General features: G+C 28.2%; 16 protein-coding genes and 2 pseudogenes. 7 read left to right on the forward strand and 11 right to left on the reverse strand.

Annotated features, from left to right (window positions below):
• The first annotated feature begins 155 nt into the window (after nucleotides 1-155).
• Nucleotides 156-875 carry a class I SAM-dependent methyltransferase gene (locus tag ELQ11_RS06705; protein WP_126233336.1) on the forward strand — a complete coding sequence of 240 codons (720 nt, stop codon included), beginning with the start codon at nucleotides 156-158 and terminating at the stop codon, nucleotides 873-875.
• Nucleotides 876-930: 55 nt separating this feature from the next.
• Nucleotides 931-1,145, forward strand: a pseudogene (locus tag ELQ11_RS06710) (hypothetical protein).
• A 30-nt stretch (nucleotides 1,146-1,175) separates the two neighbouring features.
• On the opposite strand, the gene pyrC reads toward ELQ11_RS06710, so the two are convergent.
• The 4 genes from pyrC to eptC are packed head-to-tail and all read right to left on the reverse strand — an operon-like array spanning nucleotide 1,176 to nucleotide 4,303.
• Complete coding sequence (pyrC, locus tag ELQ11_RS06715; protein ID WP_134225213.1) at nucleotides 1,176-2,183, reverse strand: dihydroorotase; 1,008 nt, start codon at nucleotides 2,181-2,183, stop codon at nucleotides 1,176-1,178.
• Nucleotides 2,173-2,418 carry a replication/maintenance protein RepL gene (locus tag ELQ11_RS06720; RefSeq protein ID WP_002870642.1) on the reverse strand — a complete coding sequence of 82 codons (246 nt, stop codon included), beginning with the start codon at nucleotides 2,416-2,418 and terminating at the stop codon, nucleotides 2,173-2,175. The genes pyrC and ELQ11_RS06720 overlap by 11 nt, the downstream gene beginning before the upstream one ends.
• On the reverse strand, nucleotides 2,415-2,771 hold the full coding sequence (locus ELQ11_RS06725) for a diacylglycerol kinase (protein WP_052949968.1): 357 nt from the start codon (nucleotides 2,769-2,771) through the stop codon (nucleotides 2,415-2,417). Before ELQ11_RS06725 ends, ELQ11_RS06720 begins: the two co-directional genes overlap by 4 nt.
• Nucleotides 2,768-4,303, reverse strand: coding sequence for a lipid A/FlgG phosphoethanolamine transferase EptC (gene eptC / locus ELQ11_RS06730; protein ID WP_126222803.1), 1,536 nt, complete (start codon nucleotides 4,301-4,303; stop codon nucleotides 2,768-2,770). The genes ELQ11_RS06725 and eptC overlap by 4 nt, the downstream gene beginning before the upstream one ends.
• A gap of 117 nt (nucleotides 4,304-4,420) precedes the next feature.
• On the opposite strand from eptC, the gene ELQ11_RS06735 reads away from it, so the two are divergent.
• Entirely contained in the window at nucleotides 4,421-5,179 is a 759-nt protein-coding gene (locus ELQ11_RS06735; RefSeq protein ID WP_002869154.1) for an exodeoxyribonuclease III, read from the forward strand.
• Between the two features lie 18 nt (nucleotides 5,180-5,197).
• On the opposite strand, the gene ELQ11_RS06740 is transcribed toward ELQ11_RS06735, so the two are convergent.
• From ELQ11_RS06740 to moaC, 3 genes are read right to left on the reverse strand one after another with little or no spacing between them, the layout of a single operon-like run.
• On the reverse strand, nucleotides 5,198-6,358 hold the full coding sequence (locus tag ELQ11_RS06740; RefSeq protein ID WP_072223581.1) for a hypothetical protein: 1,161 nt from the start codon (nucleotides 6,356-6,358) through the stop codon (nucleotides 5,198-5,200).
• Nucleotides 6,348-6,611 carry a DUF493 family protein gene (locus ELQ11_RS06745; protein ID WP_002870647.1) on the reverse strand — a complete coding sequence of 88 codons (264 nt, stop codon included), beginning with the start codon at nucleotides 6,609-6,611 and terminating at the stop codon, nucleotides 6,348-6,350. Before ELQ11_RS06745 ends, ELQ11_RS06740 begins: the two co-directional genes overlap by 11 nt.
• Nucleotides 6,589-7,062 carry a cyclic pyranopterin monophosphate synthase MoaC gene (gene moaC, locus ELQ11_RS06750; RefSeq protein WP_134225214.1) on the reverse strand — a complete coding sequence of 158 codons (474 nt, stop codon included), beginning with the start codon at nucleotides 7,060-7,062 and terminating at the stop codon, nucleotides 6,589-6,591. Before moaC ends, ELQ11_RS06745 begins: the two co-directional genes overlap by 23 nt.
• Before the next feature lie 92 nt (nucleotides 7,063-7,154).
• On the opposite strand from moaC, the gene ELQ11_RS06755 reads away from it, so the two are divergent.
• Both ELQ11_RS06755 and ELQ11_RS06760 read left to right on the forward strand, forming a co-directional pair.
• Complete coding sequence (locus tag ELQ11_RS06755) at nucleotides 7,155-7,310, forward strand: highly acidic protein (RefSeq protein WP_002851965.1); 156 nt, start codon at nucleotides 7,155-7,157, stop codon at nucleotides 7,308-7,310.
• Between the two features lie 2 nt (nucleotides 7,311-7,312).
• Nucleotides 7,313-8,623, forward strand: coding sequence for an MFS transporter (locus tag ELQ11_RS06760; protein ID WP_052949962.1), 1,311 nt, complete (start codon nucleotides 7,313-7,315; stop codon nucleotides 8,621-8,623).
• Here the strand turns inward: ELQ11_RS06760 and cheQ are convergent.
• Nucleotides 8,592-9,071, reverse strand: a complete 480-nt coding sequence (gene cheQ, locus ELQ11_RS06765; RefSeq protein WP_002854628.1) for a cheVAW transcriptional regulator CheQ — start codon at nucleotides 9,069-9,071, stop codon at nucleotides 8,592-8,594. The genes ELQ11_RS06760 and cheQ overlap by 32 nt on opposite strands.
• Before the next feature lie 27 nt (nucleotides 9,072-9,098).
• Nucleotides 9,099-9,956 (reverse strand): cheVAW transcriptional regulator CheP, encoded by an 858-nt coding sequence (gene cheP, locus ELQ11_RS06770; RefSeq protein ID WP_070274900.1) that lies wholly within the window; start codon nucleotides 9,954-9,956, stop codon nucleotides 9,099-9,101.
• A 172-nt stretch (nucleotides 9,957-10,128) separates the two neighbouring features.
• Between cheP and ELQ11_RS10315 the strand changes: the two are divergent.
• Nucleotides 10,129-11,002: pseudogene (locus ELQ11_RS10315) on the forward strand (FIST N-terminal domain-containing protein).
• A complete protein-coding gene (locus ELQ11_RS10320; protein ID WP_052859091.1) occupies nucleotides 10,978-12,105 on the forward strand; it encodes a methyl-accepting chemotaxis protein in 1,128 nt (375 codons plus the stop codon). The pseudogene ELQ11_RS10315 and the gene ELQ11_RS10320 overlap by 25 nt, the downstream one beginning before the upstream one ends.
• Nucleotides 12,106-12,158: 53 nt before the next feature.
• Here ELQ11_RS10320 and rplT read toward each other — a convergent pair whose 3' ends face one another.
• Together rplT and rpmI are read right to left on the reverse strand one after the other, a co-directional pair.
• Nucleotides 12,159-12,512, reverse strand: a complete 354-nt coding sequence (gene rplT / locus ELQ11_RS06780) for a 50S ribosomal protein L20 (RefSeq protein WP_134225215.1) — start codon at nucleotides 12,510-12,512, stop codon at nucleotides 12,159-12,161.
• Between the two features lie 93 nt (nucleotides 12,513-12,605).
• Complete coding sequence (gene rpmI, locus ELQ11_RS06785; RefSeq protein ID WP_002777995.1) at nucleotides 12,606-12,797, reverse strand: 50S ribosomal protein L35; 192 nt, start codon at nucleotides 12,795-12,797, stop codon at nucleotides 12,606-12,608.
• Nucleotides 12,798-12,843 lie beyond the last annotated feature (46 nt).

Raw genomic sequence — 12,843 nt, forward strand, 5'->3', positions numbered from 1 at the left:
ATCAGCTATTATTTCTAGTACAGTAAGTGATATAGCTAATAATATCTTAGAAGATGTTAAGAAGAAGAGGTTTTAATTAGTCATTCAAGCCCAAAAAAGGGCTTGAATTTTAAAAATTTATGCTATGATTTTATATATTTTATCAAGGGAAATATATGAATTTATGGGATAAAAAAGCCAAAACTTACACAAGATATCAAAACACTTTAAACACCATACAAAAGCAAACTTTTGAATATTTCCAAAATTTAAAGATTTCTTTTCAAAATAAAAGCATTATAGATATAGGATGTGGAACTGGAGTTTGGACTTTACACTTAGCTAAAGAAGCTAAAGAAATTTTAGCTCTAGATAGTGCAAATGCTATGCTTGAAATTTTACAAGAAGATGCTAAAAAACTAAATCTTAACAATATAAAATGCGAAAATTTGAGCTTTGAAACTTGGATGCAAAACAATCCTAATGCTAAATTTGATCTTGCATTTTTAAGCATGTCTCCTGCTTTGCAAAATGAAAAAGATTATGCAAATTTCTTAAATCTAGCTAAAATAAAAATTTATCTTGGTTGGGCTGATTATAGAAAAAGTGATTTTTTAGATCCGATTTTTAAATATTTTAATACCGAATTCAAAGGTTTTTATAAAAAAGATTTAGAAAGTTATTTGCTAGAAAAAAATATATTTTTTCATAAGATTGTTTTTGATGAAACACGCAAAGTTCAAAGAACGAAAGAAGAGGCTATAGAAAATGCTCTATGGCATTTAAGCATGAACAAAATCACAGTTTCCAAAGAAACTGTAAGTTCTTTTGTTGAAAATGATATTATTGAAACCATAGAATCTAAAATAAAACTTTTAATTATAAATAACTTATAAAAACATTAAGCTTATATTTATTACAATTTCACCGATTATTTCAAAGGAGTTTTTAATGGTTAAAAATTTAATCATCAAATTTGGACGCTTGATTCTTGATGCAATTGCAGCAATAAGTTTTGTTGTAGCTTTGCTTTATTCTCTTTTTATGATGTTTAGTATTGGATTTCTAGCTGGTTTATTGTCGCTGATAGTCAGTTTTATTGCTTTATTTCTAAGTTTTTTTGTAATCTATCTTGTTATAGATATCAGAGATACTCTTGTAAATAAAGCTTAAATTTTCCACCTTAAAGGTGGAAATCAATGTTTTAATTGAAATTTTAAAATTTCTCCGGCCATATAAGGCACGACTTGATTGTATTTATCTTCATAAACATTTGGCACTTGCCATTCTTGTTTTTCTAAAGTGATAATTTTGTCATTTTCAAATTTAAGATTATGGATTTTACAAGCATTATCTGAAATAAATTTTTGTAAATTTGTTTCATTTGAATGTTTTTCAAATAATTCAGCTAATACAGGTAAAATCACCGGTGCGCTAAAAACTCCAGCCGCACAACCGCAACACTCTTTAGTATCTTTTGGATGAGGTGCACTATCGCTTCCAAACATAACTTTTTCATAACCACTAAAAGCAAGCTCACATAAAGCGTCTTTATCTTCATAGCGTTTTGCAATAGGCTTGCAAAATAAATGTGGATCCATCTTACCTCCTATTACATCATCAAGCGTTATCATCAAATGATGCAAAGTAATAGTTGCGTGTAAATTTTCATAATCTTTTAGCAAATCACACAAAACCTTAGTGGTAATATGCTCCATTACAATTTTTAATTTTGGAAAGTTTTTTGCTAATTTTTCATAGATTTTAGCAAAATTTGCTTCTCTATCCATTACAAAATCATTTGTTTCACCATGCACTAGCAAAGGAATATTTAAATCACTCATAGCCTCTAAAGTAGGTTTTAAATACTCTATATCGAAATTTGAAACTCCGCCATTTGAATTTGTTGTAATTCCTGCTGGATAAAGCTTAATGCCAAAAATTTCATCTTTGGCGCTTTGAAGAAATTTCTCATCATAATTTTTAAAAAAAAGTGTCATTAAAGGAGTGAAATTTTTATCTTTACAAGCCTTAATGATACGCATTTTATAAGCTTTTAGATCTTCTAAATTGCAAAGTGGAGGGATTAAATTTGGCATAATCACAGCTGCACAAAAATCTCTTGCACTCAAAGGTGCAATAAGTTCTAACATTTGATTATCTCTTAAATGCAAATGCATATCTAAAGGATTTTTAAGTATCATTTTTACCTCCTATATTTAGCTGATAAAATCCATTCTTAAGGCGCTTAAAAAGCTTTTTTTCTTCTAAAAACTTAAAAGTAGCGATGATAGTGGGTTTGCTTTGATGTAATTTTTCTTCAAGCTCACTGATTTTAATCATAATAAAACCATTTTCATCAGCATTTTCACATAAAAATTTTAACAATTCAAAACGTTTTTTTCCTAAAATTTCTCGTATTAAATTTTCAAATTTCATAAGTAAATGCTATATAAAATAAAGCCCCAAACAAAAAGAGCTAAAAGCACACTAAAAAACACTGCCGCACTCGCACAATCTTTAGCGATTTTTGCCTTTTCATGCCATTCATTAGTAACTAAATCAACACAAGCTTCAATAGCCGAATTTAAAGCTTCTATAATTAAGATAAGCATTAAGACACTTACCAATAACAAATGCTCCAAAAAACTAACTTTTAAGAAAAAACTAAAAACTATCGCAGGGATAATAATGCAAAGTTCAATTCTAAACGCCATTTCATTTTTAAATAAAGCAAAAACCCCTTCTAAAGCATATCTTGCGTTATTTAAAAAATGATATTTAGGCTTCATGGATTTGCCTTAAGTTTAGGATTTAATAAATCATATTCTGGTTCATAAACACTTGTTTTTACATCAAAATATCCTAAAAGAGTACTAAAAAGATTATCTTGAGAAAGTTTTAAACCTTTATGCTCTTTAGCTAAATTCATTAATTTTTCATCATTGCTCCAAAAAATAGCAGGAATATGAGTTTGATAACTTGGCGCTATAGCATAAGGCATACCATGAAGATAAATACCGTTTTCACCCAAACTTTCACCATGATCTGAAAGATAAAATAAAGAACTTTCATAATCTTTTTGCTCTTTTAACAGTTTTATAATCTCACTTAAAAGATAGTCTGTGTAAAGTAAAGTATTGTCATAAGTGTTGATTAAAGCCTTGTTATCACATTTTGAAAGTTCATTAGTATCACAAGTTGGAGTAAATTTTTTAAATTCATTTGGATAGCGTTTATAATAAGTTGGTCCATGAGAACCTTGCAAATGAAGGACTATTATATTTTGATCACTTAAATGATTTAATTTTTCTTTAAAAGGAGTGAGTAAATTTTCATCCAAATCACTAGAAAGTTTTTGCTTATAAGCTAATCTATCACAAACCCCTTTACAACCACCAGAATTATTATCAAACCATGCAGCATCTACACCTGTTTTATAAAGTATATCCATGGCATTTTCTTGAAATTCTGAACTCGAATAATCTCTACGCTTGGATATAGAAAACATACAAGGTAAACTTACCGCTGTTGCTGTTCCACATGATGAAAAATTATCAAAAAAGACTACATTATCTTTTTTGGTATAAAAATTGGTATCATTTTTAGTATATCCACCCAAAGAATAATTTGCCGCTCTAGCAGTTTCCCCCACTACCAAAACTAAAAGTTTTTTAGTGTGATTGTTTTCTCTATAAGCATCATTAGCTATAGTTTTAAATTCTGGTTTAGCTTTTACAAAACGAACATAATAGCGATATACGGCATAAAATTGATAAAAAGGAGTATTATACATTCTTATTTCATTATAGTTTCTAAAAAAAGGCAAGAAAGTTTTACTTAAAGGGATTAAAACTACACTAACCACAATCAAACCTGATATTATATTGATAATTTTAATTTTCATATGGGATTTAAAACTACCATAATCAATTTTTACTTTAACAACATAAAAAGCCAACAACAAAGCCAAAACAATAAATAAGATCAATTTTAAATTTAACAAATCCTTTACTTCTTTGATATCTGTTTGAACAACATTTTGTATCATATCAGAGTCTATAAGCACTCCATAAAAACTAATGAAATAAACACTTAAAAAAGATGATATTATAAACAGTATAGAAAAAAATTTAGTAAAAAACTTTATAAAAAGTAAAGAGCAAACCACGTGAACAAGGGCAAAATAGGCCACAATAAAAACAAAAGTTATAAACCAATTTTGATTGTTTTTTTCATACACAAACTCAAATAAATTAAAATTCAATAATACAATCATCAAAGAATTAAAAAAAGTAAACTGAAACCAAGTTAATCTAAGCATATAAATCCCACCTTCAAATTTAAGGTTTTAATTTTATTGAATTTTTTTAAATGGATTGTAGTTTTAAATCTTTTTATGTTATGATTTACACTTTTAATGACAATTTTAAGGAAAATAATGAAACTACTTTCATGGAATGTCAATGGCTTAAGAGCCATTTGTGATAAAAATGCACTTGATTGGATAGCACAAGAAAAGATTGATTTTATAGGTTTTCAAGAAATCAAAGCACATGAAGATAAATTTCCTAAAAAAATTTATGAATATCCTTTTAAACACATGTATTTTAATTCTGCCAAAAGAGCGGGATATTCTGGGGTAATGAGTCTTTGTAATTTTGATAGCGAAGTAAAAAAATGTGAATTTTTTGATGATGAAGAAGGCAGGGTTTTAGAACACCGCTTTAAAAATATCGCACTTTTTAATATCTATTTTCCAAATGGTCAAAAAGATGAAGAGCGTTTAAATTTTAAGATGAAATTTTATGCAGATTTTTTAGTGTATTTAGATAAGCTTTTAAAAGATGGGTTTGAAATTATCATTTGTGGTGATGTTAATACCGCTCATAAAGAAATCGATCTTACCCATCCAAAAGCCAATGCCAATACTTCAGGTTTTTTACCTATAGAAAGAGCTTGGATTGATGATTTGCTAAAACTTGGTTTTATAGATACTTTTAGAGAAATTAATGGCGAAATCAAAGAAAAATACTCGTGGTGGAGCTATAGAATGAAAGCAAGAGAAAGAAATGTGGGTTGGAGGATCGATTATTTTTTCATTTCAAAGGGTTTAAAAGATAAACTTAAAAACGCTTTCATAAGAGATGATATTTTTGGCTCTGATCACGCACCTGTAGGTATAGAAATAGATATTTAATATCCCAAAAATGGGATATTATTTTTTAACAAATTTTTTTGCTTTTTCCCAAAGTCTTACACCGAGCTTTTTAGCTTTTTTAGAATTTAAATCTTTGTATTTTTCACTAGCAATTTTTTCTAATTCAAAAATTTCTTGTTTAAAATGATTTAATTTTCTTTGAGTAAGTTTATTAAAATCATTAATCTTTGGATTTTTCTTAATATCATTTAAAACTAATATTAATTGCTCTCTGCTTTCACCTGCAAGACGTCTAAATTTAGCAAAAAGATTATCAAGCTCATGTTCTAGCAAATTCTCAACTATACTCTTACAAGGATCATTTTGTAGTTGAATCTCTTTTTTTAAAAGAGCAATAAAATCATCTTCTATACCTATTAGTTCTTTGCTTTTTAAACTAACATCTTCTTCAAAATTTGCATAAGTTAATGAAGCTTTAAATTTTTCCATTGCTAAAACAATACCATCTCTTGTGCCTTTAATCACGCCTAAACAAAGATCTTTTGCATAAGCCATAGATTCATTAGCTATTTCAAAAGCGGTATTTAAAATAATACTTGAAATTTTTAAAATTCTTTCTTTTTCAAAATGAGCTTCACAAATAGCATTATATACGAGATTTTTAGCTATTTCACTACTTGTAAGTTCTATATCTTCAGCCTTTTCTAATGTAGTTAAAAAAGCACTTTCAGCGGTTTCTTTTAAAATTCCAAGCATTTCTATATCAAATAAAATAGCATCATTTAAACCACCGCTAAATTCATTACAAAAAGAACATTCTTGTAAAATACTCTCGAATTCAAAAAAATTATCACTGATTTGATTTTTAATCAAATTCTTTTGATTTTCAATCTGTTTGTTTAATAATTCAGCTTCACTAATATACTCATAAAGCGAATTTTGAGCATCTGCGACACTTGCTTTTACGAGAGCCTTAATAACCTTTGAAACATTTTCATCGTCACAAAAATCAAGTTTTTTTAAAATAGTTAAAAATTCAACCAAAAGAGAATTCAAAACTTTTTTTGTTTCATGAGGATTATGTGAAATTTGCTTATATGCAAGATTAAAACTCAAGTCTTCAAGTAAATCACTTGCTTCATCTTTACCGAGATTTGATAAAGAATTTTCAAAAATAATTAAAGTATTTTTCATTTTTCCTTCTTTCTTAAAGTACAAATTTTGCTTTAGCTTTTAATCTATCAAATATATCCAAACGATCTTTTTTGCTATCAACATAAACATTTAATAAATAACTTTGATATTTTCCGCTCGCACTTGAATTCGAATGTTCAAATTTATATTCTCTTTGACCTAAAATTTCTTGAAAAATTTCACTTGCCTTAACATGCACCTCAAAAATCACCTTATAGTCCCAAAAAGTAGGATAATTGATCTGAGGTTCTTTTTTAAGATCGCACAAATTTACCACTTTTGCCTCCTTCTTTGCTTTCAAGCACTATATCCGTAATCCTCATTGATTTATCTACAGCCTTGATCATATCATATATAGTTAAAAGTCCTGTACTAACCCCACTTAAAGCTTCCATTTCAACCCCTGTTTTACCTTCACACTTAACTGTTACAATAAGCTTAAATGCACATTCTTTAACAAATTCCACAATATCAGTTTCAACTTTAGAAAGCATCAAAGGATGGCACATAGGAATAATTTCACTTGTTTTTTTAGCCCCCATTATAGCCGCAACAATAGCTGTTTGAAGAACAGGACCTTTTTTTGCAGTATTGTTTTTAATTACATCAAAAGCTTCTTGACTCATATATATCATACCACTAGCTGTAGCTATTCTTAAAGTAATATTTTTATCGCTTACATCTACCATTTTAGGATGATTTTTTTCATCTAAATGACTTAATTTCATAAATTCACCTTTAAAAAAATTATAAAAATTATAGCAAAACCAAACAAATTTAAGATAAAATAAGCTTTGTATTTTTATTTAAGGAGAAAACAATGGCTTATGAAGATGAAGAAGATTTAAATTATGATGATTATGAAAACGAAGATGAAGAATATCCACAAAATCACCATAAAAATTATAATTACGATGATGATGATTATGAATACGATGATGATAACAATGATGATGATTTTTATGAGATGGATTAAGAATGAGCAAAACCCTTAGCCAAAAAGATATAAAAGTTTTAGGACTTTCATCATTAGGTGGAACTTTAGAATTTTATGATTTTATTATTTTTGTATTTTTTGCAAATTATATTTCAACAAACTTTTTTCCAAAAGATTTAAGTAGTTTTTGGCAAATGTTTAATACTTATGGAGTATTTGCAGCTGGATATTTAGCGCGTCCTTTAGGGGGTGTGATACTGGCACATTTTGGAGATAAATTTGGACGCAAAAGAATGTTTATGATTAGTATTTTGTTAATGGTTATTCCAACTTTTACTCTAGCTTTTATTCCAAATTATGAAAGCATAGGTTTTCTTTGTATTGTGCTTTTAGTTTTTATACGCATTTGCCAAGGTATAGCTATAGGCGGGGAACTCCCTGGAGCTTGGGTTTTTGTATACGAACACGCACCACAAGGTCAAAAAAGAACTTATTTGGGAATTTTAACCGCTTCGGTTGTGGGTGGAATTTTATTAGGTAGTTTAGTTTTTTTAATTATGAATAAAATTTATACCCAAGAAGAACTTCATGAATGGGCTTGGAGAATTCCATTCTTTTTAGGTGGAATTTTTGGGATTATTTCTGCTTATTTGAGAAAATTTTTAAGAGAAACTCCTGTTTTTGAACAAATGAAAAAAGACAAGTCTTTAGAAAAATTTCCTTTAAAAGAAGTGTTTAAAAAAGCTAAAATGGGAATTATTCTTTCCATGATGATTACTTGGGTTTTGACAGGTTGCATTGTTGTAATGATTTTGCTTATGCCTAGCTATATGGCAAAAATACTTCAAATTAACACTTCTATACAAACTTATCTTCAAATAGGTGGAATTTTACTTATTTGCCTAGGGTGTATTATAAGTGGAATTTTAGCGGATAAAATAGGCATTATCAAATCTTGTGTATTTTTTAGTGTTTTTTTTGGAATTGCAAGCTTGCTTTATTTTAATACTCTATATAGACATAATGCTGATTTTAACCTAGTAGCTTGCTTATATTTACTTGTATGTTTTTTTAGCGGAGTGATGAATTTTTGCCCTTTAATAATGAGTGAAGTATTTGATGCAAAAATTAAATTTTCAGGACTTTCTTTTTCATATAATATTGCTTATGCTATAGCTGGAGGTTTAACTCCGCAACTTGCTTTTTTCTTGCATAGTTTTGCCTTAAATAATTTAAGTAATTTTTGGCGTTTTTCTTTGGGAGTTTATGTTTTCTTTTTGGCTATTGTAGCTTTGCTATGTACATTTATTTTTTCTTATCTTAATAATACCCAACGCACATACTCTCAGTGATTTTAATACGCTTTTCAAAAGGAGCTGGGCTAAAAAAATGGCATTTTTCTATATAAATATGCTGATGATAATTTAGCCCTAAAAAATCATAAAATTTTTTTAGATTAACAAATTTAATCCCGCAAATCTCCTTAAGCTCTAAAAGTTTATAAATAGAAGAATTATTTTTTTCCACTAAATGAGAAGGGGCTAATCCAGTAAAAGAACAAAAAGCACTTGCCAATACAAAACCATTTAAACCACTACATTGCCTTAAAGCTTGCTGATGTTTTTCTAAAATGCAATTTCTATGCAAAAATATAATTCTTGTTCCTTGATATCTACCTATTTCTACATTTTTCCAAAATTTATAAGCATTTTTTGAAATTCCAGCAAAACGATGAAATTCAGCGTTTAAAATATAGTGATCTAAAAATTCATTAGGTGGCAAGATTAAACTTTTCATCACTACAATTTAGAGCCTTAAAAAGGCTCTTTAATCTTCTTTGTTTAAATTTTCCTTAGCTTTGCTAGGAAGCTTAGATAAAAGATTGTTTAAATCAAAATTAATTCCTTGAGTTTTTGCCTCTTCAAGTAAAGCAACTGCAGCTTTTACGTTAAATGGAGAAGAACCATCATGCGGAGCAAAAAGATGATCTGTTATTGCTAAAGCATAAGCGGATTTTTTCACTTCTTCACGAGCAGCATGAGGAGTGCGAACAAAACATATGCTTTCAATCAAAACATCATCAAAATTCCAACGATGTAATAAAAATCCCAAAAAAGAAATATGATCTACGCCTAAAAATTCATTCTCCGCTAAAGCAAGATTTTCATTTTTATTTAAAAAAGCTAAAAAATCCTTATCCTTATGATTTTGTATAAGAAAATTTGAAAAAATAACAATTCCAAGCCTTAAAAGCATTGCACAAGGAACTAAAAGATGAGAAAGTTTTTTATCTTCATCATTAAGCCAATTTGTAATAAAAGTTGCCTCTTCATTGCATGTTTTTAAAAAATTTTGAGTATTTAAACCATAAGGTGAAACATCTATTTTAAAACTATCTCTAATGGAATCAGCCGTAACTATATTGATGATATTACCAACGCCTAATAAAGTAATCACTTGATTTATGGTTGTAATTTCCCTTGTAAAACCATAATAAGGAGAATTTGCTAATTGCAAAAGCTTAGCCGTCATCAATGGATCAGTTGAAATGATTTCAGCAACTTTCATGGTTTCTATATTTGAATTAGCCTCGCTCACATATTTTCTTAACTTACTTACAGTATCGGGTAAAGGTGGCAATACTTCAACGCTTTTTAATAAAAGCTCATTCATATCTCCAATCATATTTGATTTATCCTTGAAGTTAGTATTATTATAATTTATGATTATATCTAAATTTTAATTTACTTATTACATTTTTTGTTACTTTAAGATATAATAAAAATTATAAATACTAAAATTTTATATTATTTTTAATTAACTAACAAATTAAAATAATTTTAACGGAGTTTAATCAATGTTTTTTAATTTTAAAAATAAAAGCTCAGCGCAAAAAGAAGAGAGTAAAAAAGTTTTAGAAGCTCTATTTCTTCAAGAAAATGAACTTGAAGAAAAATTAAAAAAAATAAATATCAAGCCAAAGTTAATCATAGGTTTTGTGTCGTATCAACTTAACCTAGCAATCATAGGAAATAAGATTCAAAATTCTATAAATGAACAATGTGATATCATCTTAAGCAGTGCTACTGATTTATTATGCAATCTTGATTCTAACTCAAACATTGAAAACAGCCCTTATAAACAAAATATCCAAGGAATAAGTTTGATGCTTTTTAGCGAAGATATGATAGAAAATCTCTGCACAAATAAAATCAAGCTTTTTAGCAATATAAAAGATTATACAGAAAGAAAAAAACTGATAGAAAAAGAAGTTTTATCTATAAATATACCTTTTGAAGCACACTGCACAAATACTTTGCATTATTTAATTTATGATGGTTTAAGTCAAAGCGAAAGTTCTCTTTTAGAACTTTTATACAAACACAACCCCTATCCTTGTGCTTTAGTAGGAGGTGGATCTAGTGGAAATATGGACTTTAGCGGAACATTTATATTTTATAATGGAGAAATATTAAAAAATCAAGCTTTAAGCATACATGTCCAATTTAAATCTAAATATCGTTTTGATTTAATGAAGTCTCAAAATTTCAATCCTCAAAGCAACATTACCTTTACCATACTTGACGCAAGCTTATATGATAGGACGGTACGTGAATTTATTGATAAAAAAACCTTTCAATCCATCAACGCGGTTGAAGCTTTATGCAATTATTTTAACTGTACTTTTGAAGAACTTAAAAATAAAATGCAAGAATATACTTTTGCTTTAAAAATTGGAGAAGACTATCTTATTTCCCCCATGGAAATCAACCCAGATAAAACATTATTTAGTTATTGTGATATAGAAAGCGCTCAAGAATTAAGCTTGCTTAAAAAAACAAATTTTATTGAAGCCATAAAAAAAGATTACGAAAAATTTTCTTTTAATAAACCAAAACCACTAGGAGCAATTTTTAATGATTGTATCTTAAGAAGACTTCACAACAAAGAACATTTAAATCAAATCCATTTTAATGATTTTCCTATAGTTGGTTTTTCTAGTTTTGGGGAAATTTATGGAGTGGGAATTGCAAAAAGTTTAGTGGCAATATTTTTTTATGAAGTTGAAAATTTTAATGATTTCAAACCTAGATATTTAAAAACTTTCATACAAAAATACAGCGATTTTAAATACTATTATCTTAATATAAGAGCTCAAAAACTAGAAATGACAAATGAGATTAATAAAATAATTTTAAATCAACTCAAACAAAATACATCAGAAATTGATAAAAATACAAGTATATTTAAAGAAATTTTTGAAGAACTTGAAAATATAAGAAGAAGTCTTACAACCATTAGTGAAAGTTTTACCAATTTCACTAACTACCTAGAATACAACCTTTACCAAAGTGAAGAAAAAATGAATTTAGAAAAAGAAGTGCAATCTTCTTTGAAAAATATAGATCAATTAAATAGTATTTTAGATCTTATTTCAGGGATTGCTGAACAAACTAGCCTTTTATCTTTAAATGCAGGTATAGAAGCTGCTAGAGCTGGAAAACTTGGTCGTGGATTTGCAGTTGTAGCTGATGAAGTTAGAAAACTTTCAGAAAATACCCAAATGGGTCTAGGTGAAATGGAAGGAGCCATTAAATTAGTTATTCAGACCATACAATCCATTGCAAAAAGTTCCAATTCTAGTACTCAAGAAATGAATTTTATAAGGGATAAATCCAATGAATTTTCCAAAATCATTTCAAATCTTATAAATTCAGGTAAAGAAATTTCAGATAAATTAAAACAAAGAAGCAATGTCGGCAAAGATTTTGAAAAAAATGTAAATCAACTCAAATGTTATGAAGATGTTCTAGCTAAATTAAATCAATACTAAAAAATTAAGAATTTCAAGAAATCAAAAATCTTGAAATTCTTACACTAAAAAAATTAAAGTGCTTTTTTTACAGCCTCTGCAATTTTTGCAAAAGCAGCAGAATCATTCATAGCTAAATCTGCTAGAATTTTTCTATCAAGTTCAATGCCTGCTTTTTTAAGACCATTGATAAATCTTGAATAACTTAAATCATTAAGCCTACAAGCAGCATTGATACGCACAATCCAAAGACGACGGAAGTCTCTTTTTTTGCGGCGTCTATCACGATAAGCATAGACTAGACTTCTTTCTAATTGTTCTTTTGCTTTTCTAAAATGTTTGCGGCGTCCACTATAAAAACCACGCGCTAATTTTAAAACTTTTTTATGTCTACGGCGTCTAACAACACCTATTTTTACTCTTGCCATTTTTATTTCCTTTCATAAAGTGGCGTCCAAATTTGGAGCTTGCCCTTGAAATTTTATTTCAAAGGGGAGTTTGAATGACTTTTAGTCAAAAACTTAAATTCCTAGCATTTTTTCAACAGCTTTTACATTTGTGCTATGCACATATTTAGCTGTGCGAAGATCACGCATTCTTTTTGCAGGTTTTTTAGTCAAAATATGACTTCTAAAAGCTGAGCCTCTTTTGATTTTATTTTTACCTACTTTGAAGCGTTTAACTGCGCTTTTAACGCTTTTCATCTTTGGCATACGCTTTCCTTATTTAGATAAATTTTTATTTTTCAAATTAAAAGAA

The sequence above is a fragment of the Campylobacter sp. US50a genome, assembly GCF_004379015.1.
In the GTDB taxonomy this organism is placed as follows: domain Bacteria; phylum Campylobacterota; class Campylobacteria; order Campylobacterales; family Campylobacteraceae; genus Campylobacter_D; species Campylobacter_D jejuni.